This window comes from Serratia sp. NGAS9 (assembly GCF_009905295.1).
Taxonomy (GTDB): domain Bacteria; phylum Pseudomonadota; class Gammaproteobacteria; order Enterobacterales; family Enterobacteriaceae; genus Serratia; species Serratia bockelmannii.
On record NZ_CP047605.1, the window covers coordinates 2,227,179 to 2,248,838 of the forward strand.

General features: G+C 58.0%; 22 protein-coding genes and 3 tRNA genes. 11 read left to right on the top strand and 14 right to left on the bottom strand.

The window, feature by feature from the left end:
* Window positions 1–12: 12 nt before the first annotated feature.
* The 6 genes from sufB to GUC32_RS10810 all read left to right on the top strand — a co-directional run bounded on the left by sufB (window position 13) and on the right by GUC32_RS10810 (window position 6,546).
* Window positions 13–1,509, top strand: a complete 1,497-nt coding sequence (gene sufB / locus GUC32_RS10785; protein ID WP_025302644.1) for a Fe-S cluster assembly protein SufB — start codon at window positions 13–15, stop codon at window positions 1,507–1,509.
* A 43-nt stretch (window positions 1,510–1,552) separates the two neighbouring features.
* Entirely contained in the window at window positions 1,553–2,299 is a 747-nt protein-coding gene (gene sufC, locus GUC32_RS10790) for a Fe-S cluster assembly ATPase SufC (RefSeq protein WP_016927936.1), read from the top strand.
* Window positions 2,274–3,560 (top strand): Fe-S cluster assembly protein SufD, encoded by a 1,287-nt coding sequence (gene sufD / locus GUC32_RS10795; protein ID WP_049209413.1) that lies wholly within the window; start codon window positions 2,274–2,276, stop codon window positions 3,558–3,560. The genes sufC and sufD overlap by 26 nt, the downstream gene beginning before the upstream one ends.
* Window positions 3,557–4,783, top strand: a complete 1,227-nt coding sequence (gene sufS, locus GUC32_RS10800) for a cysteine desulfurase SufS (RefSeq protein ID WP_099816795.1) — start codon at window positions 3,557–3,559, stop codon at window positions 4,781–4,783. The genes sufD and sufS overlap by 4 nt, the downstream gene beginning before the upstream one ends.
* Window positions 4,784–4,819: 36 nt before the next feature.
* A complete protein-coding gene (gene sufE, locus GUC32_RS10805; protein ID WP_025302647.1) occupies window positions 4,820–5,236 on the top strand; it encodes a cysteine desulfuration protein SufE in 417 nt (138 codons plus the stop codon).
* A gap of 296 nt (window positions 5,237–5,532) precedes the next feature.
* Entirely contained in the window at window positions 5,533–6,546 is a 1,014-nt protein-coding gene (locus tag GUC32_RS10810) for a L,D-transpeptidase family protein (protein WP_025302648.1), read from the top strand.
* 140 nt (window positions 6,547–6,686) lie between these two features.
* Here GUC32_RS10810 and GUC32_RS10815 read toward each other — a convergent pair whose 3' ends face one another.
* The 7 genes from GUC32_RS10815 to GUC32_RS10845 all read right to left on the bottom strand — a co-directional run bounded on the left by GUC32_RS10815 (window position 6,687) and on the right by GUC32_RS10845 (window position 11,299).
* Window positions 6,687–6,923 (bottom strand): major outer membrane lipoprotein, encoded by a 237-nt coding sequence (locus GUC32_RS10815; RefSeq protein WP_004931354.1) that lies wholly within the window; start codon window positions 6,921–6,923, stop codon window positions 6,687–6,689.
* Between the two features lie 308 nt (window positions 6,924–7,231).
* Entirely contained in the window at window positions 7,232–8,644 is a 1,413-nt protein-coding gene (gene pykF, locus GUC32_RS10820; RefSeq protein ID WP_025302649.1) for a pyruvate kinase PykF, read from the bottom strand.
* Window positions 8,645–9,043: 399 nt separating this feature from the next.
* Window positions 9,044–9,349, bottom strand: coding sequence for a cupin (locus tag GUC32_RS10825; RefSeq protein ID WP_025302650.1), 306 nt, complete (start codon window positions 9,347–9,349; stop codon window positions 9,044–9,046).
* A gap of 121 nt (window positions 9,350–9,470) precedes the next feature.
* Window positions 9,471–9,547: transfer RNA gene (locus GUC32_RS10830), tRNA-Val, on the bottom strand.
* 20 nt (window positions 9,548–9,567) lie between these two features.
* Window positions 9,568–9,644: transfer RNA gene (locus GUC32_RS10835), tRNA-Val, on the bottom strand.
* Between the two features lie 20 nt (window positions 9,645–9,664).
* Window positions 9,665–9,741 (bottom strand) — tRNA-Val (locus GUC32_RS10840).
* A gap of 181 nt (window positions 9,742–9,922) precedes the next feature.
* Window positions 9,923–11,299, bottom strand: coding sequence for an MATE family efflux transporter (locus tag GUC32_RS10845; protein ID WP_043141143.1), 1,377 nt, complete (start codon window positions 11,297–11,299; stop codon window positions 9,923–9,925).
* 239 nt (window positions 11,300–11,538) lie between these two features.
* On the opposite strand from GUC32_RS10845, the gene GUC32_RS10850 reads away from it, so the two are divergent.
* A complete protein-coding gene (locus GUC32_RS10850) occupies window positions 11,539–12,189 on the top strand; it encodes a riboflavin synthase (protein WP_025302652.1) in 651 nt (216 codons plus the stop codon).
* Between the two features lie 54 nt (window positions 12,190–12,243).
* Window positions 12,244–12,537 (top strand): I78 family peptidase inhibitor, encoded by a 294-nt coding sequence (locus tag GUC32_RS10855; RefSeq protein ID WP_049207088.1) that lies wholly within the window; start codon window positions 12,244–12,246, stop codon window positions 12,535–12,537.
* A gap of 73 nt (window positions 12,538–12,610) precedes the next feature.
* Here GUC32_RS10855 and cfa read toward each other — a convergent pair whose 3' ends face one another.
* Window positions 12,611–13,762 carry a cyclopropane fatty acyl phospholipid synthase gene (gene cfa / locus GUC32_RS10860; protein ID WP_043141148.1) on the bottom strand — a complete coding sequence of 384 codons (1,152 nt, stop codon included), beginning with the start codon at window positions 13,760–13,762 and terminating at the stop codon, window positions 12,611–12,613.
* Window positions 13,763–14,105: 343 nt separating this feature from the next.
* The gene (gene punC / locus GUC32_RS10865) at window positions 14,106–15,317 is read right to left on the bottom strand and encodes a purine nucleoside transporter PunC (RefSeq protein WP_049204292.1); all 1,212 of its coding nucleotides are present in this window, start codon (window positions 15,315–15,317) and stop codon (window positions 14,106–14,108) included.
* A 123-nt stretch (window positions 15,318–15,440) separates the two neighbouring features.
* Between punC and punR the strand changes: the two genes are divergently transcribed.
* A complete protein-coding gene (punR, locus tag GUC32_RS10870; protein ID WP_025302655.1) occupies window positions 15,441–16,385 on the top strand; it encodes a DNA-binding transcriptional activator PunR in 945 nt (314 codons plus the stop codon).
* Here punR and purR read toward each other — a convergent pair.
* Window positions 16,382–17,407 (bottom strand): HTH-type transcriptional repressor PurR, encoded by a 1,026-nt coding sequence (gene purR, locus GUC32_RS10875; RefSeq protein WP_025302656.1) that lies wholly within the window; start codon window positions 17,405–17,407, stop codon window positions 16,382–16,384. The genes punR and purR overlap by 4 nt on opposite strands.
* Window positions 17,408–17,731: 324 nt before the next feature.
* Between purR and GUC32_RS10880 the strand changes: the two genes are divergently transcribed.
* Window positions 17,732–17,821 carry a YnhF family membrane protein gene (locus tag GUC32_RS10880; protein WP_019455989.1) on the top strand — a complete coding sequence of 30 codons (90 nt, stop codon included), beginning with the start codon at window positions 17,732–17,734 and terminating at the stop codon, window positions 17,819–17,821.
* A gap of 61 nt (window positions 17,822–17,882) precedes the next feature.
* On the opposite strand, the gene sodB is transcribed toward GUC32_RS10880, so the two are convergent.
* Together sodB and GUC32_RS10890 are read right to left on the bottom strand one after the other, a co-directional pair.
* Window positions 17,883–18,461, bottom strand: coding sequence for a superoxide dismutase [Fe] (gene sodB / locus GUC32_RS10885; protein ID WP_004931333.1), 579 nt, complete (start codon window positions 18,459–18,461; stop codon window positions 17,883–17,885).
* Between the two features lie 198 nt (window positions 18,462–18,659).
* Entirely contained in the window at window positions 18,660–19,478 is an 819-nt protein-coding gene (locus tag GUC32_RS10890) for a C40 family peptidase (protein ID WP_043141154.1), read from the bottom strand.
* Window positions 19,479–19,894: 416 nt separating this feature from the next.
* Between GUC32_RS10890 and GUC32_RS10895 the strand changes: the two genes are divergently transcribed.
* Entirely contained in the window at window positions 19,895–20,242 is a 348-nt protein-coding gene (locus GUC32_RS10895) for a Grx4 family monothiol glutaredoxin (RefSeq protein ID WP_004931329.1), read from the top strand.
* A gap of 68 nt (window positions 20,243–20,310) precedes the next feature.
* Here GUC32_RS10895 and rnt read toward each other — a convergent pair whose 3' ends face one another.
* Both rnt and gloA read right to left on the bottom strand, forming a co-directional pair.
* Window positions 20,311–20,994: a ribonuclease T gene (gene rnt, locus GUC32_RS10900; RefSeq protein ID WP_049295485.1), complete on the bottom strand. Its 684-nt coding sequence runs from the start codon at window positions 20,992–20,994 to the stop codon at window positions 20,311–20,313.
* A 79-nt stretch (window positions 20,995–21,073) separates the two neighbouring features.
* Entirely contained in the window at window positions 21,074–21,481 is a 408-nt protein-coding gene (gene gloA, locus GUC32_RS10905) for a lactoylglutathione lyase (RefSeq protein WP_004931325.1), read from the bottom strand.
* Window positions 21,482–21,660: the final 179 nt, after the last annotated feature.

A 21,660-nucleotide genomic window follows, 5' to 3' on the forward strand; every position in this document is an offset into this window, starting at 1 on the left:
GATGCAATCAACATGACACGAAGCAATGTAGAAATGCCTAATGAAGTGCAGGCTTGGGTCAGCGAAGGTCGCTACAAAGAAGGTTTCTTCACCCAGCTGGCAACCGATGAGTTGGCCAAAGGCATCAACGAAGAGGTGGTTCGCGCCATCTCGGCCAAGCGCAACGAACCCGAGTGGATGCTGGAATTCCGCCTCGAGGCCTACCGCGCCTGGCTGCAGATGGAAGAGCCGCACTGGCTGAAGGCCAATTACGAACGCCTTAACTACCAGGACTACAGTTACTATTCGGCGCCGTCCTGCGGCAGCTGCGACGATGCCTGCGGTTCGCAACCCGGCGCCGAGCAGCAACCGGGCGCGGCGACGGAAAAAGATTACCTGACCAGCGAAGTGGAGCTGGCGTTCAATCAGCTCGGCGTGCCGGTGCGCGAGGGCAGCGAAGTGGCGGTGGACGCCATCTTCGACTCAGTATCGGTCGCTACCACTTACCGTGAAAAACTGGCGGAGAGCGGGGTGATCTTCTGCTCGTTCGGCGAAGCTATCCAGGAATACCCGGATCTGGTGCGTCAGTACCTGGGGCGCGTAGTGCCGTCCAACGATAACTTCTTCGCTGCGCTGAACGCCGCGGTGGCCTCTGACGGCACCTTCGTCTATGTGCCGAAGGGCGTGCGATGCCCGATGGAGCTGTCGACCTATTTCCGTATCAACGCCGCCAAAACCGGCCAGTTCGAGCGAACCATCCTGATCGCCGACGAAGGCAGCTATGTCAGCTACATCGAAGGCTGTTCTGCCCCGGTGCGCGACAGCTATCAGCTGCACGCGGCGGTGGTGGAAGTAATCCTGCATAAAGACGCCGAAGTGAAATACTCGACGGTGCAGAACTGGTTCTCCGGCGGTGAGAGCAAGGGCGGTATCCTCAACTTCGTCACCAAGCGCGCGCTGTGCGAAGGCGCCGGCTCAAAAATGTCCTGGACCCAGTCGGAAACCGGCTCGGCCATCACCTGGAAATACCCGAGCGTGATCCTGCAGGGCGACAATTCGATCGGCGAATTCTTCTCGGTGGCGCTGACCAGCGGCCATCAGCAGGCGGACACCGGCACCAAGATGATCCACATCGGCAAAAACACCAAGTCGACCATCATCGCCAAAGGCATCTCCGCCGGCCACAGCGAGAACACCTATCGCGGCCTGGTGAAAATCCTGCCGGGGGCGGAAAACGCCCGTAACTTTACCCAGTGCGACTCGATGCTGATCGGGCCGGACAGCGGTGCCCACACGTTCCCTTACGTTGAAGCGCGCAACAACAGCGCTCAGCTGGAGCACGAAGCCACCACCTCGAAGATCGGCGACGACCAGCTGTTCTACTGCCTGCAGCGCGGCATCAGCGAGGATGACGCCATTTCGATGATCGTCAACGGTTTCTGCAAGGACGTTTTCTCCGAGCTGCCGCTGGAGTTCGCCGTCGAGGCGCAGAAACTTCTGGCCATCAGCCTGGAACACAGCGTGGGTTAATCGCCGCATTTTTAGCGCCGTCGGCGCTATCTGAGGACACAGCATGTTAAGCATCAAGAATTTGAAAGTCAGCGTGGAAGGCAACGAGATCCTCAAGGGATTGGATCTGGAGATCAAACCGGGCGAAGTGCATGCCATCATGGGGCCGAACGGCTCGGGCAAGAGCACGCTGTCCGCCACGCTGGCCGGGCGTGAAGAGTACGAAGTGACCGAAGGGGAAGTCACCTTCAAGGGCAAGGATCTGCTGGAGCTTGATCCGGAAGACCGCGCCGGCGAGGGCGTGTTTCTGGCCTTCCAGTACCCGGTGGAGATCCCCGGCGTCAGCAACCACTTCTTCCTGCAGACCTCGGTCAACGCGGTGCGCAAATACCGCGAGCAGGAGCCGCTGGATCGCTTTGACTTCGCCGATTTCATCGAAGAGAAAATCGCGCTGCTGGACATGCCGGCCGACCTGCTGACCCGTTCGGTCAACGTCGGTTTCTCAGGCGGCGAGAAAAAGCGCAACGACATTCTGCAGATGGCGGCGCTGGAGCCGGATCTGTGCATTCTCGATGAAACCGACTCCGGTCTGGACATCGATGCGCTCAAGATCGTCGCCAACGGCGTCAACTCGCTGCGGGACGGCAAGCGCGCCTTTATCATCGTCACCCACTACCAGCGCATTCTGGACTACATCCAACCGGATTACGTACACGTGCTGTCGCAGGGGCGCATCGTCAAATCCGGCGATTTCTCGCTGGTAAAACAGTTGGAGGAGCAGGGCTATGGCTGGCTTACCGACCAACAGTAATTCAAACGCGCTGCAGCAGCTGTATCGCCTGTTCGAAGGCCGCGGCGGCGAGCGTTCGCCGCATGCGCTGGCGCACTGGCAGCAGGCGCTGCGCCTCGGCTGGCCGACGCGCAAGCATGAAAACTGGAAATACACGCCGCTGGAGAGCCTGCTGGAGCAGCAGTTCCTCGAGCCGCAGCCCGCATTGGTGAGCGCAGAGCAGCTCGAGGCGCTGGCGCTCGGCATCGATGCCTGCCGGCTGGTGTTTATCGACGGCCGCTACAGCGCCGCGCTGAGCGATGACGATCTGGGCGACTACCAGTTCGAGTTGACCGCCTACGGCACGCCACAGGCGCTGCCGGAGGCGATCCAACCGGAAATTTTCCTGCACCTGACCGAAAGCCTGGCGCAGGAAACCAGCCTGATTCGCCTGCCGGCCGACAAGGCCCCGGCTCGTCCGCTGTACCTGCTGCATATCAGCAGCGGACGCGGCGCCAGCGGGGAAGTGAACACCGTGCATCACCGCCATCATCTGGAGATTGGGCGCGGGGCCGAGGCGGAAGTGATCGAACACTACGTCAGCCTGGGCGAGGCCGCGCACTTCACCGGTGCACGCCTGACCGCCAACGTGGCGGACAACGCCGGACTGTTGCACTGCAAGCTGGCGTTTGAGAGCCAGCCAAGCTACCACTTTGCCCATAACGATTTGGTCATTGGCCGCGACGCGCGGGTGAAAAGCGACAGCTTCCTGCTGGGCGCCGGCTTGACGCGGCATAACACCAGCGCGCAGCTGAACGGCGAAGGCGCGAACCTGGTGATCAACAGCCTGGTGCTGCCGGTGGGCAAAGAGATCTGCGATACCCGTACCTATCTGGAGCACAACAAGGGCTATTGCGAAAGCCGCCAGCTGCATAAAACCGTGGTCAGCGATCGCGGCAAGGCGGTGTTCAACGGCATGATCAAAGTGGCCAAGCACGCGATTAAAACCGACGGCCAGATGACCAACCATAACCTGCTGTTGGGTAAGGTGGCGGAAGTGGACACTAAGCCGCAGCTGGAGATCTACGCCGATGACGTCAAGTGCAGCCACGGCGCCACCGTAGGGCGCATCGATGAAGAGCAGCTGTTCTATCTGCAGTCGCGCGGTATCGACAAGCACGCGGCACAGCAGATGATCATCTTCGCCTTCGCCGCCGAGCTGACCGAAGGCATCGCCAACGACATCATCCGGGAGCGGGTGCTGGCACGCATCGCCCAGCGCCTGCCGGGGGAGGCTGCATGAGTTATCCGATTGAACGCGTGCGCGGCGATTTCCCGCTGCTGGCGCGTGAGGTGAACGGCCAACCGCTGGCCTATCTCGACAGCGCCGCCAGCGCGCAGAAACCGCAGGTGGTGATCGACCGCGAGCTGGATTTCTATCGCCACGGCTATGCCGCGGTGCATCGCGGCATTCACACCTTGAGCGCCGAGGCGACTCAGCAGATGGAAGCGGTGCGGGAACAGGCGGCGCGCTTTATCAACGCCGCCTCGGCGGAAGAGATGGTGTTCGTCAAGGGCACCACCGAAGGCATCAACCTGGTGGCCAACAGCTTTGGCCGCCACCTGCTGCAGCCGGGCGATGCGATTCTCATCACCGAGATGGAACACCACGCCAACATCGTGCCCTGGCAGATGCTGGCGCAGGAGCGTGGGTTGCAGCTGCGGGTTTGGCCGCTGCAGCCCGACGGCACGCTGGATCTGGCGCGGTTGCCGGAGCTGGTCGACGCGTCCTGCAAACTGCTGGCGCTGACCGAGGTCTCCAATGTGCTGGGCACCGTCAACCCGGTGCGCGACATCATCGCCGGTGCCAGAGCCCTGGCGCCGGATCTGACGGTGCTGGTGGACGGCGCGCAGGCGGTGATGCACCAGCGCGTCGATGTCCAGGCGCTAGACTGCGATTTTTACGTGTTTTCCGGCCACAAGCTGTACGGCCCTTCCGGTATCGGCATGCTGTATGGCCGCCAGGCGCTGCTGCAGCAGATGCCACCGTGGGAAGGGGGCGGCTCGATGATCCGCCAGGTCAGCCTGACGGCGGGCACCACCTTCGCCGATCCGCCGTGGCGCTTCGAGGCGGGTTCGCCGAACACCGCCGGCATCATGGGGCTGGGGGCGGCGTTCGATTACGTCGAAGCCCTGGGTCTGAATGCGATCCACGATTATGAACAGTCGCTGATGCACTACGCGCTCGAGGCGCTCAAGCAGGTGCCGACGCTGAAAATCTATGGTCCGGCACATCGGGCCGGGGTGATCGCCTTTAATTTGGGAGAACACCACGCCTATGACGTCGGCAGCTTCCTCGATCAGTATGGCATCGCCATTCGCACCGGCCATCACTGCGCCATGCCACTGATGGCGTTTTATCAGGTGCCGAGCATGTGCCGCGCTTCGCTGGCGTTATATAATACCCGCGAAGAGGTGGACCGGCTGGTGGCCGGGCTGCAACGCATTCATCAGCTATTAGGTTAGGCCGGGGCGCGTCCCCGGCGGTACAAAAGGATCCCCATGGCGAATTTGCCGGACAAAGATAAATTGGTGCGTAATTTCTCCCGCTGTCTGAACTGGGAGGAGAAATACCTGTACGTGATTGAACTTGGCGCCAAGTTGCCGCCGCTGGACGAGGCCGAGCGGCAGGCCGGCAACCTGATTTCCGGCTGTCAGAGCCAGGTGTGGATCGTGATGCGTCTCGATGAGCAGGGGCAGGTCGAGTTTCACGGCGACAGCGATGCGGCGATCGTCAAAGGGCTGCTGGCGGTGGTGTTTATTCTTTATCGTCAATTAACGCCACAACAGATCGTCGATCTCGATGTGCGGCCGTTTTTCGGCGAACTGGCGCTCAGCCAACATCTGACGCCTTCACGCTCGCAGGGGCTGGAGGCGATGATCCGTGCCATTCGCAGTAAAGCGGCGCAGCTGGCCTGATCCTTAACGCCTTTCTCCTCAAGGCTCATTGATATATTCGCTTTGTCAATGAGTCTTTACAATCCGTTGTTTTCCCCAGGAACCATCCCCCAATTCAGTGATATTTCAGCAGCTTACCTATTGACGTTTCGTTGACAATCAACGACGGCGATTACGTTATAACGTGTTGATTTTTAGAGAACTTATTGCCTTTGATGCCAGCGTTGCTAGTATTAATCAGGTATTGTCTGATTTACCCACCGTCGGGCGCTCGTTAGCCTTGGGGGCGAACCGTCATAAAAAATATAGGGATGATAATGAAACGTGCGTTGAGTTTAATGGGCATGGTCTTCGCCACCGTACTGGCCGGCACGCAGGCCGCCAGTGCGACCGAGTACCCGCTGCCGCCGCCAGACAGCCGTCTGATCGGTGAAAACACCACTTATACCGTGCCAAACGACGGCCGTCCGCTGGAGGCGATCGCCGCCGACTACAAGATTGGCCTGCTGGGCATGCTGGAAGCCAACCCTGGCACCGATCCGTTCCTGCCCAAGCCAGGCACGGTGCTGACCATTCCGACCCAAATGCTGCTGCCTGACACTAAGCGTGAAGGGATTATCGTCAATCTGGCCGAGCTGCGTCTTTACTACTACCCGAAAGGCGAGAACAAAGTGATCGTCTATCCGATCGGCATCGGCCAGACCGGGATGCACACGCCGCTGGAAGTGACCTCCATCAGCCAGAAGATCCCTAACCCGACCTGGACGCCCACCGCCAACATCCGCAAGCGCTATCAGTCCCAGGGCGTGACGCTGCCTGCAGTGGTGCCGGCCGGGCCTGAGAACCCGATGGGGCTGTTCGCCCTGCGTCTGGCGATGGGGCGCGGTGAATACCTGATCCACGGCACCAACGCCAACTTCGGTATCGGCATGCGTGTCAGCTCCGGCTGCATTCGCCTGCGTCCGACGGACATCGAAGCGCTGTTCAATCAGGTGCCGCGTGGTACACGGGTGCAGGTGATCAACGATCCGGTGAAGATTTCGGTTGAGCCGGACGGCAAACGCTATGTGGAAGTGCACCAGCCGCTGTCGCGGGTAGAAAGCGACGATCCGCAGACCATGCCGATCGCGTTGTCTAAAGCGGAGAAAGCCTTTGCTGCGGATGGTCAGACCGATCGCGCCGTGTTCGATAGCGCGGTTGTACGCCGTTCTGGCATGCCGGTGCTGGTCAACGTAGGGGAGAGTCCGTCTGAGGTGAGTTTAACGCCTGCAGCGGCGCCTGCGGCGAATAAGAGCCCATTCAAGGCAGCGCCAATCAGTTCGGTGAACTAAGTTTGCAAGATTGAGCGGTCGAAGAGGGGTTCAGCGTGCTGAACCTCTTTTTTTGCCCGCTATGCAGGAAAAATCAGTCCAGGATACAGGCGAAAAAAAACGGCGCACAATGTGCGCCGTTTTCAATAACCAAAGCTATCTTACTTTTTGTAAGCGTGAGCTTGGTTGTCCAGACGCTGGTTAGCGCGTGCTGCGTCGTCTTTAGCAGCTTGAACGTCAGAACGCATTGCGTTCACGTCGTTGCTCAGCTGATCAACTTTAGCGTTCAGAGTCTGAACGTCAGAAGACAGTTGATCGATTTTAGCGTTGCTAGAGCAGCCAGCCAGCAGAGTGGAACCCAGGATTACCGCGCCCAGTACCAGTTTAGTACGATTCATTATAACACCCTCTAGATTGAGTTAATCTCCATGTAGCGTTACAAGTATTACACAAACTTTTTTCGAAAGAGAATAATTTTTTAGTGTTGAGGTGCTTTATTTTGATCGTTCGCTCAAACTTGCATCTGGTTTTACAAATTAGTTAAAAAAACGAGGGAAAACAGCCGGCTTCCATGGGACTACTCCGATTCTTTATTAGCTAAATAATGAGCGGTCCGCGGTTGCGTTTTGAGAAAAATAGGTTACTGCTGATAAAAAAAACGCCGCAAAGCGGCGTTTTGATCAAGGCAATTATGTCACGTTTTATATTACAGCACGTGTACCGAGGCAGTGTTGGTGGTGCCGCTCGGCACCAGCGCGCCGGAAACCATCACCACGACGTCGCCTTTTTGCGCCAGGCCGCTGGCCAGCGCGGCTTCTTTACCGATGCGGTAGAAGTCGTCGGTAGAAGCGATTTCCTTGACCATCTGCGGGATGACGCCTTTGCTCAGCACCAGCTGATGCGCGGTAGTCTCATTGGTGGTCAGCGCCAGGATCACCGCGTTCGGGAAGTATTTACGCACGGATTTCGCTGACTTGCCGCCGCTGGTGGCGACGACGATCAGCGGCGCGTCCAGTTTCTCGGCGGTTTCAACCGCGCCACGGCACACCGCTTCGGTGATGCGCAGCTTGCGGCGATCGTTCAGGGAGTCGATGCGGCTTGGCATCACGCGATCGGTGCGCTCGCAGATGGTCGCCATGATGTTGACCGCTTCCAGCGGATATTTGCCCTTGGCGCTCTCGCCGGACAGCATGACAGCATCGGTGCCGTCCAGGATGGCGTTGGCAACGTCGCCGGCTTCCGCACGGGTAGGGCGCGGGTTTTTGATCATGGAATCGAGCATCTGGGTGGCGGTGATCACCACTTTACGCGCACGGTTGCATTTTTCGATCATCATCTTCTGGGCGAAGATCACTTCTTCGACCGGGATCTCCACGCCCAGATCGCCGCGGGCAACCATGATGCCGTCGGATGCTTCGAGGATTTCGTCGAAGTTGTTCAGGCCTTCCTGGTTCTCGATCTTGGAGATGATCTGGATCTGCTCGCCGCCGTGCGCTTTCAGGTGCTCGCGGATCTCCAGCACGTCGGAACGTTTACGGATGAAGGACGCCGCCACGAAGTCGACGCCTTGCTCGCAGCCGAAGATCAGGTCGCGTTTGTCTTTTTCGGCCAGCGCAGGCAGCTGGATGGACACGCCCGGCAGGTTGACGCCTTTGTTCTCGCCCAGATCGCCGTTGTTCAGCACCTTACAAACGACTTCGTTCTCGGTCACGTTGGTGACTTCCATGCCGATCAGGCCGTCGTCAACCAGCACGGTGTTACCGATCTTCAGGTCGGCGGCGAAGCCGGCGTAGGTGACCGCTACGCGATCGCTGTTGCCGATCACACTCTGGTCGGTGGTGAAGGTGAAGGTTTGGCCGGCGACCAGCGAGGCGTCTTTACCGCCTTCCAATTTCATGGTGCGAATTTCCGGGCCTTTGGTATCCAGCAGGATGCCGGCGTTGATACCGGTTTTCGCCATCACGGCGCGCATGTTCTTGATGCGGTTGCCGTGCTCTTCATAGTCGCCGTGAGAGAAGTTGAGACGCATCACGTTCATGCCCGCATTGAGCAGGTTGGTCAGCATTTCTTCCGATTCGGTTTTTGGACCGATGGTACAAACAATTTTGGTCTTTTTCATGGCGGAGTTTTCTACAAGTTGTGATGGATAAAAAAACGAATTTGACCGGCGCTATTTACGCCGATAGGGAATTTGAGCCGTGCCTGTGCCTGGTGGTGAAAAACATAGTTAAGGATAGGTGACGACAGTTGAAGTGGGGCGGAAAAATTCAGCCCGCGCGGGGGCGCGGAGATGCTGCGCAACGGGGTGAGATGAAATCGTGTTGTTATTGCGTTTTCGCAGATCAAGGGCTGAAACCATTCAACTGATAGACGTTGCGCATTATAAAGGCTAAGCGGCGGGAAACAAAATAAAAAACCGCAGCGGTGTGGCGGATATGTCAAAACGGGGGCAAATGTGGCGCAAATGCAACGCGTTGCGTACAGCTTGTTGCGCAAATAACCTTGCTGTAAATGCGGCTTAGCGCGTTTGCGGGATTTCCAGCAGCACGCCGGCGCTCAGGCAGAAGCAGCCGCTGGCGACGTTGGCCGGCAGGATCAGGCTCTCGCCGGCCCGTACTGTCCGCGTATCGCCGCCGAGGGTGAACTCGAATTCACCCGATATCACCCGGGTTTGCAGCGCATGCGGGGGCTTTTGCAGTTGGCCAAAGGCGCCGGCCTCGAAACGCACTTCCGCCGCCGGCGAACCGTCGCTCATCACCCCTTCACGGCGGGCAAGGCCATTGTCGAGCGGTAAAAAGGCGGTTTTGGCGGTGAAGGTGGTCATGTGGCGTTCCTGATGGTGGATGGCGGTAGTTCGGCGCAATCGACATGAGAAATCGAGCGGTCGAGCAGAGACGAAACAACGGGAAGTATAACGCGATAGGGGGAGAGATAAATCAGCAATATGGTGCGTCCGAGTGGACTCGAACCACCGACCCCCACCATGTCAAGGTGGTGCTCTAACCAACTGAGCTACGGACGCACTGCACTGCTTCTGGAATTTGGTGCGTCCGAGTGGACTCGAACCACCGACCCCCACCATGTCAAGGTGGTGCTCTAACCAACTGAGCTACGGACGCACTGTACTGCTTCTGGAATTTGGTGCGTCCGAGTGGACTCGAACCACCGACCCCCACCATGTCAAGGTGGTGCTCTAACCAACTGAGCTACGGACGCATCTTTTCCTGTCTGTCATGGCTGACAGCGGGGACGAATATTAACGAGCTACCTGCGCGCTGGCAAGGGGAAAAGCGCAATTTTATTCGGTATTTCACGCGATTGCTGAGGTTGTGCGCAGTCCGGCGTTTTTTTCCGCAAACCGCAGCCCGGCCGGGGATGAAACCGGCCGGGAGCGGATTCAGCGCGTGGATCGCTGCAGGATGACGGCGGTCGGCTGTTTCTGCAGCCAGCGCATACGCAGCGCCATCATGATGGCGGCGAAGGTCAGGCCAATGATAAAGCCGATCCAGAAGCCGCTTGGCCCCATTGCCGGCACCACCACGTCGGTTAACGCCAGCAGATAGCCGCTCGGCAGGCCCAATACCCAATAAGCGATAAAGGTGATGAAGAAGATCGCTCGGGTGTCTTTATAACCACGTAGCACGCCGCTGCCGATCACCTGGATCGAGTCCGAAATTTGGTACAGCGCCGCCAACAGCATCAGCTGCGAGGCCATAGCCACCACCGCCGGGCTGTCGTTGTACAGCAGAGCGATCGGTTCGCGCAAGGTGGCGGTAAACAGCGCGGTGCAGACGGCCATGGTGATGCCGACGCCGATGGCGGAATAGGCGGCGACGCGCGCGCCTTCGACCGAGCCTTCCCCCAGACGATAACCGACGCGGATGGTGGCGCCGACGCCCAGCGACAGCGGCAGCACGAACATCAGCGCGCTGAAGTTAAGCGCGATCTGGTGGCCGGCGACCGCGACGATCCCGAGCGGCGAAACCAGCAACGCCACCACGGCGAACAGCGTGACTTCGAAGAACAGCGCCAGCGCCACCGGCATGCCGATGCCGATCAGGCGCTTCAGCGCCGCCCAGTCCGGGCCGCCGAGATCGCCGGCCTGGCGTTTGATGTCGCGCTGCGACGGCGCGCGCTTCACGTACCAGCGCATCATCAGGAACATGATCCAGTAGACGCTGCCGGTGGCGACGCCGCAGCCGACGCCGCCGAGTTCCGGCATGCCGAACTTGCCGTAGATGAAGATGTAGTTGATCGGGATATTCACCAGCAGGCCGAGGAAGCCGATCACCATGCCGGGCTTGGTTTTAGACAACCCCTCGCACTGGTTGCGCATCACCTGGAAGAACAGGTAGCCCGGCGCCCCCCACATGATGGCGTGCAGGTAGCCGACGGCTTTATCCGCCAGCTGCGGATCGATGTTGTGCATCATGTCGATGACGAACTTGCAGTTATACAGCACGACGATCAGCAGTACGGAGACGCCGGAGGCCAGCCAAAAACCCTGGCGCACCTGATGGCCGATACGATCGCGGCGGCCGGCACCGTTGAGCTGAGCGATAACCGGGGTCAACGCCAGCAGCAGACCGTGGCCGAACAGGATGGCCGGCAGCCAGATTGAGGTGCCGACCGCCACCGCCGCCATGTCGGTGGCGCTGTAAGCGCCGGCCATGATGGTATCCACCACGCCCATAGCGGTTTGCGATATTTGCGCGATAATGACCGGGATAGCGAGAGCCAATAAACTACGCGCTTCAATTAAGTACTTCTGCACGCATACACCTTTTCTATTTATATATGTGGGAGGGAGGGCTGCCGCGAGAGGACAACAATTAAAATAGCGGAATTTTGTCAAAAAGATTGTACCTGCTCGGCGTCGTTAAGCAAACGCCGCAGATAAATAGTTATTAAATGCGCAGCCATTCCTTTTTTACCGTCGCGGATTTGGTTTTCAGCGCCAACTGGGGCAAACTGCCGGTAGCGTTTTAACCTATTTAGCAAGAAGAGGCACATATGTTCACCGGTATCGTACAAGGCACCGCGCCGCTGGTCGCCATTGATGAGAAACCCAATTTCCGCACCCACGTGATCGAAATGCCTACCGAGCTGCTGCCGGGGCTGGAGCTGGGCGCGTCGGTGGCCCATAACGGCTGCTGCCTGACCGTCACCGCGGTGGAAGGCAACCGCGTCAGCTTCGATTTGATCAAAGAAACGTTGCGCCTGACCAACCTCGGCGATCTGGCGCTGGGCGACATCGTCAATATCGAGCGCGCGGCGAAGTTCAATGATGAAATTGGCGGCCATTTGATGTCCGGCCATATTATCTGCACGGCGGAGGTGGCCAAGATTTATACCTCGGAAAATAACCGCCAGGTATGGCTGCGCATGCCGGATGCGGAATTGATGAAATATGTGCTGCACAAAGGTTTCATCGGCATCGACGGCATTAGCCTGACCATCGGCGAAGTGGTGAATAACCGTTTCTGCGTGCACCTGATCCCGGAAACGCTGGATCGCACCACGCTGGGTAAAAAACGCCTCGGCGACAAGGTGAACATCGAGATCGATCCGCAAACGCAGGCGGTGGTGGACACCGTCGAGCGCGTGCTGGCCAACCGGGAAGCGACGCTGGCGGCGGCGGTGGCGCCGGCGCACAAAGACTGACAGCGATTCGGGCGTTGCCGCCGGAATCGAATCATAAGCAGAGAGGAGAAACGCGTGAAGTTTTATGGGAAAACGTTGTTGTTAACCGCGTTGCTGGCGCTGAGCGCCTGCAGCAGTTCGCCTGAGCAGGGCGCGGGCGCGCAAATGGCCGATGCGGACGATACCTGTGGCGCATCACAGTATCAAAACTTCGTCGGCAAACCGATGAGCTCGCTGGAAGGCGTACGGATCGACGCCAAGGTGCGAGCCATTCCGTACAACTCTGCCGTCACCATGGATTTCAACCTGCGCCGCCTGAACTTCCTTGGCGACAGCGACGATAAAATCATCCGCGTTTACTGCGGCTAAGCCGTACGCTTCGAACGAGCAAAAAAGGCCCCGGCGATGTGACTACCGGGGCCTTTTTTGTCGGGCAAGTGGCTTAGCGGGCGACGCGGATGCCGCCTTCAACGCCTTTCGGGCTGAATACCACCTGCCACAGTTGCAGATCGCGCGCCCGGAACGCGCCGGCGCAGGCGTTCAGGTAATAGCTGAACATCCGCTCGAAGCGTTCGGAGTAGCGCGGGGCAAGCTGCGGCCACGCCTGTTTGAAGCGCTCGAACCAGGCCATCAGCGTGCGATCGTAGTCGGCGCCGATGTTGTGCCAGTCTTCCATCACGAAATGGCCTTCGCTGGCTTCGGCGATATGGCTCACTGAAGGCAGGCAGCCGTTCGGGAAGATATATTTGTTGATCCACGGATCGACGTTCATGTCGGTTTTGTTGGAACCGATGGTGTGCAGCAGGAACAGGCCGTGCGGCGCTAAATTGCGCTCTACCACATTGAAATAGGTGCGGTAGTTTTTCGGCCCGACGTGCTCGAACATGCCGACCGAGACAATGCGATCAAACTGCTGATGAAGATCGCGATAATCCTGCAGCAGGATCTGCACATCCAGCCCGGCGCAGCGAGCCTGGGCCAGCTTCTGTTGTTCGGCGGAAATGGTCACGCCGACCACCGACACGCCGTAATGCTTCGCCGCATAGGCGGAGAGGCCGCCCCAGCCGCAGCCGATGTCCAGTAAGCGCATGCCTGGCTGCAGCTGCAGTTTTTCGCAGATCATCCGCAGCTTCGCTTCCTGCGCTTCCTCCAGCGTGGTGGCGTCTTTCCAATAGCCACAGGAATACTGCATGTAAGGATCGAGCATCAGGGTAAACAGATCGTTGCCGAGATCGTAATGTTCTTTGCCGACGATCCAGGCGCGCTTTTTCGATTGCAGGTTGGTCAGGCGCGCGGCGGCGATCCGCAGGGTATCTTTCAGGTGGTGGGGAAGTTTCTTCTCCAGCCCGGCGCTGACCACGCGCTGGAAGAATATATCCAGCCGTTCGCACTCCCACCAACCGTCCATATAACTTTCGCCGAGGCCCAGTGACCCTTGTTGCAAAACGCGTTTAAAGAATTCGGGATTTTTAACCTGAATATCGAAAGGGCGCGATCCATTGATTTCGATACCGGCCAGACCGAGCATTTCGTGCGCGATGCGATACCACTGGTTATCCTGGATGCTCAGATCTTCTATACACGATGAACTCATAGCTTCTCCATCACCTTCTTCTGACTGATGACCCGTTAGGAAACAGCTTAGACAATTTCTGCGGGTGCATACGTATACCGACGGGAAATAAGCCCGCGGCGTCTGATATCCGACTATGAACAGAGGAAATTTAAAGAAACGACCCGACGCAAATGGCGCAGGATAAACGCCTCTTTAAAAAAGAGTGTGACGCAAGACGCGTACACAAGAGCTAATTGAGATATAGAGATTATAAGGTGTTACTTTATAAAGTTGTTTTTGAGTATAGGCGTGCCGAGGCGTTGACTCAACTGTAAATCGCACTCGGCGCGCATATTCTTTAAGTGATTATTAAGCTTGGCAATTATGACGCTGAGTTAGCATGTTTCCGCTGCGCCTTTTGCTGCGCATCGCCCGCTTTTCCCCGCTGGAGGAAATAGCCCAGCGCGGCGAGGATCACCGTAGACACCATCACCGTCACCGTCGCCAGCAGCGGCTGGGCAATAAACGCCGACACCAGCATGCTCGCCACAAAACACAGCCCCAACTGCAGCGTATTTTGCAGCGCGGCGGCTTTGCCGCTGCTTTCCGGGAACGGCATCAGCGCATTCGCCACCATGATCGGGTAGCCCGCGCCGTTGACCAGCGCCATCACGCAGAACGGGATCAGCAGCGTGGTGAGCGTCGGAGTGGTTACGGTCGCCACCAGATACAGCGCCACCATGCTGACACCATAAGCTACCAGCAGCCACGGCAGCAGGGTTTTGCCATTGATGCGTTTGAGCGCGGCGCGGCAGCCATAGCCCCCCAGCAGGAAAGCCAGCGTCTGCGGCACATAGCTCAGACCAATGTCGCTCGGGCCATAGCCCATATCACCAAGGATGAACGGCGAGCCGGTCAACCAGGCAAAGAAGCCGGCCGAGCAGGCGGCGTACATGGCGACGTTGCCGCTGAACACCGGGGATTTCAATAATTGCCAAAAACTGACGCTGCTTTTTGGCGCATCGGCGGCGGGTTGAGTTTTGGCGCGATCTTTGAGCAGCAACGTCGGCAGCAGCAGCAGGGCGGTGATAGCCAGCAACACGGCGAAGATCGCACGCCAGCTGGCGTGGTTAAGCAGCCAGGCGCCAAGCAGCGGCGCCAGCGCCGGCGACAGCGCGACCAGCGGCATGATGGTGGCGAATACGCGATTGGCCTGGCCTTCGCGATAGCGGTCGACCACCAGCGCTTGCCAGATGGCGGCGGCGGAACAGACGCCGACGGCCTGAATAAAGCGCAGTATCCAGAGCTGCACGGCATTTTCCACCCACAGCATGCCCAGGCAGCCGAACGCGAACAGCGTCAGGCCAATCAATAATACCGGTTTGCGGCCCAGCCGGTCGGAGAGCGGCCCCCACAGCAGCTGCGCGAAGGCGAAGCCGGCCAGAAATATGCTCAGGCTGGCGCTGACCGCGCCGGCGGATATTTGCAGTTCCTCCCGCATGGCGCCAAAGGCGGGCAGGTACATATCGGTCGCCAGATAACCCAGCATGCTCAGGCCGGCGAGATAGAACATAAAACCAAAGGAGTTTCGCATGGTATTTCTCGTTAATATTTTAGTGTCGCAGGTTTTTAGCGCCGGCCAGTGTATCCGGCTGGATCTCTGCTTGTGAAACGGTAATATTTGCAAAGTGCTGTTAAAAAAATTGAAGGCAAAGCGATGTGGTCTGAATATTCTCTTGAAGTGGTTGACGCGGTGGCGCGCACCGGCAGTTTCAGCGCGGCGGCGCAGGAGCTGCACCGGGTGCCGTCGGCGGTGAGCTACACCGTGCGGCAGTTGGAACAATGGCTGGCGGTGCCGCTGTTTGAGCGGCGTCACCGTGATGTGGAGCTGACACCGGCCGGCGCGTTATTTATCAAGGATGCGCGAGCTGTTATCAAAAAAATGCTCGACACACGCCGCCATTGTCAGCAGGTGGCTAACGGGTGGCGCGGTCAGCTGAATATCGCCGTGGACATCATCGTCAAACCGCAGCGCAGCCGCCAACTGGTGCTGGATTTCTACCGCCATTTCCCCGACGTTGAACTGATGTTGCAACCCGAGGTGTTTAACGGCGTGTGGGATGCGTTGGTGGACGGCAGGGCGGATATGGCGATTGGCGCCACCCGCGCGGTGCCGGTCGGCGGCGGCTTCGCCTTTCGCGACATGGGGGATATGAACTGGCTGTGCGTGGTCAGCCCGCAGCACCCGCTGGCGCAATTGGCAGGGGCGTTGAATGACGATCGGCTTAGGCCGTACCCTGCGCTTTGTCTGGAGGACACTTCGCGCAATCTGCCCAAGCGTGTCACTTGGACGCTGGATAACCAGCGGCGGCTGGTGGTGCCGGACTGGACCTCGGCGTTCGACTGTCTGTGCGCCGGGCTGTGCGTCGGTATGATGCCGGCGCATCTGGCGCTGCCGCGGGTGCAGCGCGGTGAGTTGAAGGCGTTGCAGCTGCAGCAGCCGTTTCCCGCCAGCCCGTGCTGCCTGACCTGGCAGCAGGATAAACCGTCACCGGCGATGAGCTGGCTGCTGGCGTATCTGGGTGATGGAGAGACGTTGAATCAGGAGTGGCTGAGTGAGGTGGAGCCGGAAGCTGCGCAGGCTTCCGGCGCGGGGGATTAGCGGCGGTAGTCGATGAACGGGCCGTCGGCGACCGAGCGGCGTTCGATCAGCTTCGGATGCACTTCGATCACCTGCGACTCTTCGCGCTTGCTGATGATGCGATCTAGCAGCATGGTGAAGGCCATTTCGCCCAGGCGCTCTTTCGGCTGGTGAATGGTGGTCAGCGCCGGGGTGAAGTAGCGGGCGTTGCGCACATTGTCGTAGCCGATCACGGAAATATCCTGCGGCACGCGCAGGCCCAGCTCGTCGGCGGCGCAGATGGCCCCCATCGCCATGATATCACCGCCGCAGAATACCGCGGTCGGTCGCTGTTTTTGCGACAGGATTTGGTGCATCGCCTTATAGCCGGACTCCGGCTCGAAGTCACCCTGGACGATCCACTCTTCGCGAATGTCGATATTCGCTTCCTGCAGCGCCTTCATAAAGCCCTGGTGACGGCCACCGCCGGTGTTGCGTGACAGTTGGCCGGGAATGGCGCCGATATCGCGGTGGCCGCGCTCGATCAGGTAACGGCCGGCCAGATAGCCGCCTTCGAACGCGTTATCGATGATGGTATCGGTGAAGTCGCCGCGCGCGGCGCCCCAGTCCATCACCACCATCGGGATGTTACGGTAGTCTTCCAGCATGCCCAGCAGCTGATCCGGATACTCGGAGCACATGACCAGCAGGCCGTCGACGCGCTTTTGCGCCAGCATCGCCAGGTAGGCGCGCTGCTTGTCGAGATTATTGTGCGAGTTGCACAGGATCAGGGTGTAGCCTTTGCTGTAGCAGCTGTTTTCCACCGCCTCGATCACTTCGGCAAAGTAGGGGGCTTCGCTCGAGGTGGCCAGCAGGCCGATCGACTTGGTGTGATTGACTTTCAGGCTGCGCGCCACGGCGCTCGGCGAGTAGTGCAGCTCTTTAATGGCGGCCCACACGGCCGCTTTGGTCTCTTCGGCGACGAAACGAGTCTTATTGATGACGTGCGAAACGGTGGTGGTGGAAACGCCCGCGCGTTTGGCCACATCTTTAATCGTTGCCATGTAAGGAATGACTCCTGAACTCACATGTTTACAGCATGTAAGTGTGATGTTAATCGTTTGCCTACGTAGATCCTTCTCCAGAGAAGCGAAAACTGAGTTTTTAGTGTGTTGAAGTCTTCAGCGCTTAATCAGGAGGGGCATGAATGCCGGTACGCAGTTGTGAACTGCGAATTTTGTCGCATATTGAACAAAAGTGGAAGAGGTAATCGAGATTATAAACCGGGAAATGATAACAAGATTTTATCGGCGAACTGTGGGAAAATGATTTGACGTACTAATTGTGCGCCTTTTATCCTTAGGAAAGCCCATTTTAAAGGAGTTGTCATGGATACCGAATTGAAGATGTCGCTGTTCACTACCGTCTGCGCGCTGGCGGTCATTATCGCTTTCAGCTTCGTTGCCGCGTTGAACTGATTTACCCCCGGTTATAAAAAAGGCGCAGCCAGGCTGCGCCTCATCACCTCAGAACCTGCGCTTACGCCAGGTTTTCCGCTGCGAAGGTCCAGTTGACCAACGCCCAGAAGTTTTCCAGGTATTTTGGACGCGCATTGCGGTAATCGATGTAATACGCATGTTCCCACACGTCAACGGTCAGCAGCGGTTTGTCTTCACCGGTCAGCGGGGTGGCCGCGTTGGAGGTGTTGACGATCGCCAGCGCGCCGTCCGGTTTTTTCACCAGCCAGGTCCAGCCGGCACCGAAGTTTTTCACTGCGGCATCGGTGAACTGCTCTTTGAACGCAGCGAAAGAGCCGAAGGATTTGACGATCGCTGCCGCCAGTTCGCCCTGCGGTTCACCGCCGCCCTGTGGTGACAGGCAGTGCCAGTAGAAGGTGTGGTTCCACACCTGCGCGGCGTTGTTGAAGACGCCGCCGTTAGAGGTCTTGATGATCTCTTCGAGCGATTTGCCCTCGAACTCGCTGCCTTTCACCAGGTTGTTCAGGTTAACCACGTAGGTGTTGTGGTGCTTGCCGTAGTGGTATTCCAGGGTCTCGGCGGAGATGTGCGGCTCGAGCGCGTTTTTCTCATACGGTAATGCAGGTAATTCAAACGACATTGCTTCCTCCTTTACAGCGCCATTCGCCTCTCGCCGGGCGAGAGTCATATGGGCCGTTTTTTATTGTGGTCATTCAATCTTAACAATTTTCATCATAAAAAACAGGAAGAAAAGCGAGAAATGCGCGTGGGGAGGTGCGATGGGCGATAGCTTGAGCAGGCGGTTGCGACCGGGGCCGCAACCGCACAGAGCAGGGAATTAACGGATAGTTTTCGGCGTTACTACGCGGCGTGCGCCGATGTAGTGGTTCTGCCAATAGTCGTTGTCGAGCTGGCTGATGCGGATCTCTTCACCGGTGCGCGGTGACTGGATGAATTTGCCGTTGCCGAGGTAGACGCCAACATGGTCCGCCACGCCGCGGTTGTTGATGCGGAAGAACACCAGATCGCCGCTTTCCAGTTCGCTTTTCTTGATCGGCGCCGCGTCGCGCAGGTGATACATCTCGTTGGCGGTGCGCGGCATTTTGATTTTCACCACGTCTTTATAGGCGTAATAGATAAGGCCGCTGCAGTCGAAGCCGGTGCGCGGCGAACTGCCGCCCCAGCGATAAGGCTTGCCCATCTGATCCATCAGCTTGGCCATCGCGGTCTGCTTGGCGTGTTGGTAGCGTTTTTTGTGCGCCGGGCTAAGTTTTAACGGCTTCTCGTCACGCACCAGTTTAGCGGTGGCCATACCGGCTTCGCGGTGGCGACCATAGCCTTTTTTATAGCCCTTCTTCGGCGGGGTGACTTTAATCTTGGCAGTTTTCTGCGCTTTGGCCTTGGGTTTTGCGCTGGCGATCTTTTTCGCGCTTTTCTCGCTTTTCGCCTTGGCGGTCTTGGTTTTTTTCGCGGGGGCCGTCACTTTGGCTTTTTTAGCGGCTTTGTCCGCTTTCTTTTTTCTGCGGTCATCGGGCCGCGCTTCATTAGCATGGCTTTTACGCTGCTCGGCGGCAACACGCGCCTGTGGCGCAGCGTGCGCCAAATTGAAGAAGAGCTGCGTAAACAGCAGCGCAAAGAGCGTAAGAATTAAACGCATGTCGACGTCACCAACCTTGGCCCCGAAGCGGATATCGAAAGAGTTACAGTATTCCCGAATTTCGCCATATAAAACAGCGAAGAACTCATAAATAATAATCCATATTGTGAGAAAACGTTAATGACATTTTTTTTGTTTCAAAATCAGCCTGTTGGTGTATAAAAAAGCGCCAGTCGGCGGTGGCGGATGTAATTAAGTCGCGCCGTCATCGCGGCGCAATATATTAGTGAAATGGTCGGATTAAAAATGTTATTCTCAACGTATGTTTTGACCGGAATGACGTGGCCGGTGAAACGCGATCGGCGGCGGGCGAATATCCTTGCAAAAGATGGCGTTTTCTTGCGACTGTTCCAGCCGCTACAATAGCCCGCGTGATGCATGTTGTAGCCATGAAATGTGGCTTGAGGAAGCAATAAATGACGACGACACTTGAAAAAATTCAGCACCAGATCGCTGAAAACCCGATTCTGCTGTACATGAAAGGTTCGCCAAAGCTGCCGAGCTGTGGCTTCTCCGCGCAGGCAGTGCAAGCGCTGTCCGCCTGCGGCGAGCGTTTCGCCTACGTGGATATTCTGCAAAACCCGGACATCCGCGCCGAATTGCCAAAATACGCCAACTGGCCGACGTTCCCGCAGCTGTGGGTAGACGGTGAGCTGGTCGGCGGTTGCGATATCATCATCGAAATGTATCAGCGCGGCGAACTGCAGCAGCTGATCAAAGAAACGGCAGAAAAGTATAAAGCGCAGGAAGACCAGCAGTCTTAATCGACAGGCTTGTGGTTATCGCGTAACGGGCGGCGCCAGTGCAAACTGGGCCGCCTTTTTTGTTGGGCTTATTCAGCGAGATCGCCGGCGGGCAGCGGCCAGCCGCCGAGACGTTTCCAGCGGTTAACCAGCTCGCAAAACAGCAGGGCGGTTTGCTCGGTGTCGTACAGCGCAGAGTGCGCCTGGCTGCTGTCGAACGGCATACCGGCGGCGATGCAGGCTTTCGCCAACACCGTTTGGCCCAGCACTAGGCCGCTCAGCGCAGCGGTGTCGAAGGTGGCGAACGGATGGAACGGATTGCGCTTCAGGCCGGCACGTTCGGCCGCGGCCATCAGGAAGCTGTGATCGAAGTTGGCGTTGTGCGCCACGATAATGGCCCGGTTGCACCCGCGCTCCTTGAGCCCTTTGCGCACCGCTTTGAAAATGGCGTGCAGCGCGTCGTATTCGCTGACCGCGCCGCGCAACGGGTTGTGCGGGTCGATGCCGTTAAACGCCAGCGCTTCCGGCTGCAGGTTGGCGCCCTCGAAAGGCTCCACGTGGAAGTGCAGAGTCTCGTCCTGCTGCAGCCAGCCATCTTCATCCATTTTCAGCGTCACGGCGGCGATCTCCAGCAACGCATCGGTATTGGCGTTGAAGCCGGCGGTTTCAACATCTATTACTACGGGATAAAACCCACGAAAACGACCACTCAGGGCGTTAAGATCACTTTTTTCGGCCATCAGTTTCTTATCTTCATCGAATGCAGCGCGCATTATGGCAAATTTTGCGCCCGGTTGCAGGCGCTATCGCGCGGAGAATCAGCAGGGCGCCAGCGCGCCCTGAAGGGGGGGCTTAATGGCCGAGGCCCTGACCGGCGTGTTTGTTTTCGATCAGCTCAATTTTGTAGCCGTCCGGATCTTCGACGAAGGCGATCACCGTGGTGCCGCCTTTCACCGGGCCGGCTTCGCGGGTGACCTTGCCGCCTGCGCGACGGATGCTGTCGCAGGTGGCGGCAACGTCGTCTACACCCAACGCCAGGTGACCGAAGGCGGTGCCCATGTCGTAGCTGTCGGTGCCCCAGTTATAGGTCAGTTCGATAACCGCGCCTTCGCTCTCTTCCGTATAGCCGACGAAAGCCAGGGAGTATTTGTACTCCGGGTTTTCGCTGGTGCGCAGCAGACGCATGCCTAATACCTTGGTGTAAAAGTCGATGGCACGTTGCAGGTCACCGACGCGGATCATGGTATGGAGTAAGCGCATAATTCCTCTGAATTGACTGTGCCGTGGCAGACGGCGGGTGGATTGAAGCACAAGCGAGTATAGCCTTGTCCTACAAGGGAATTCAATGTGACGAATGAGTGACAATGTCACCTGTCGGGTTTGGAGCGGTGGTGTTTAAATATTGATCGAGCTTACCGATCGATACGAAGTAATTGATC

Bases quoted from the DNA above. Each gene is read 5' to 3' on its own strand.
- GUC32_RS10890 (WP_043141154.1), bottom strand. From the start codon at position 19,478: ATGCGTTTAATTCTTACGCTCTTTGCGCTGCTGTTTACGCAGCTCTTC.
- sufE (WP_025302647.1), top strand. From the start codon at position 4,820: ATGGCGAATTTGCCGGACAAAGATAAATTGGTGCGTAATTTCTCCCGC.
- sufC (WP_016927936.1), top strand. From the start codon at position 1,553: ATGTTAAGCATCAAGAATTTGAAAGTCAGCGTGGAAGGCAACGAGATC.
- rnt (WP_049295485.1), bottom strand. From the start codon at position 20,994: ATGCGCGCTGCATTCGATGAAGATAAGAAACTGATGGCCGAAAAAAGT.
- punR (WP_025302655.1), top strand. From the start codon at position 15,441: ATGTGGTCTGAATATTCTCTTGAAGTGGTTGACGCGGTGGCGCGCACC.
- sufS (WP_099816795.1), top strand. From the start codon at position 3,557: ATGAGTTATCCGATTGAACGCGTGCGCGGCGATTTCCCGCTGCTGGCG.
- sodB (WP_004931333.1), bottom strand. From the start codon at position 18,461: ATGTCGTTTGAATTACCTGCATTACCGTATGAGAAAAACGCGCTCGAG.
- GUC32_RS10825 (WP_025302650.1), bottom strand. From the start codon at position 9,349: ATGACCACCTTCACCGCCAAAACCGCCTTTTTACCGCTCGACAATGGC.
- punC (WP_049204292.1), bottom strand. From the start codon at position 15,317: ATGCGAAACTCCTTTGGTTTTATGTTCTATCTCGCCGGCCTGAGCATG.
- sufB (WP_025302644.1), top strand. From the start codon at position 13: ATGACACGAAGCAATGTAGAAATGCCTAATGAAGTGCAGGCTTGGGTC.
- gloA (WP_004931325.1), bottom strand. From the start codon at position 21,481: ATGCGCTTACTCCATACCATGATCCGCGTCGGTGACCTGCAACGTGCC.
- sufD (WP_049209413.1), top strand. From the start codon at position 2,274: ATGGCTGGCTTACCGACCAACAGTAATTCAAACGCGCTGCAGCAGCTG.
- GUC32_RS10880 (WP_019455989.1), top strand. From the start codon at position 17,732: ATGGATACCGAATTGAAGATGTCGCTGTTCACTACCGTCTGCGCGCTG.
- GUC32_RS10850 (WP_025302652.1), top strand. From the start codon at position 11,539: ATGTTCACCGGTATCGTACAAGGCACCGCGCCGCTGGTCGCCATTGAT.
- GUC32_RS10895 (WP_004931329.1), top strand. From the start codon at position 19,895: ATGACGACGACACTTGAAAAAATTCAGCACCAGATCGCTGAAAACCCG.
- purR (WP_025302656.1), bottom strand. From the start codon at position 17,407: ATGGCAACGATTAAAGATGTGGCCAAACGCGCGGGCGTTTCCACCACC.
- cfa (WP_043141148.1), bottom strand. From the start codon at position 13,762: ATGAGTTCATCGTGTATAGAAGATCTGAGCATCCAGGATAACCAGTGG.
- GUC32_RS10815 (WP_004931354.1), bottom strand. From the start codon at position 6,923: ATGAATCGTACTAAACTGGTACTGGGCGCGGTAATCCTGGGTTCCACT.
- pykF (WP_025302649.1), bottom strand. From the start codon at position 8,644: ATGAAAAAGACCAAAATTGTTTGTACCATCGGTCCAAAAACCGAATCG.
- GUC32_RS10810 (WP_025302648.1), top strand. From the start codon at position 5,533: ATGAAACGTGCGTTGAGTTTAATGGGCATGGTCTTCGCCACCGTACTG.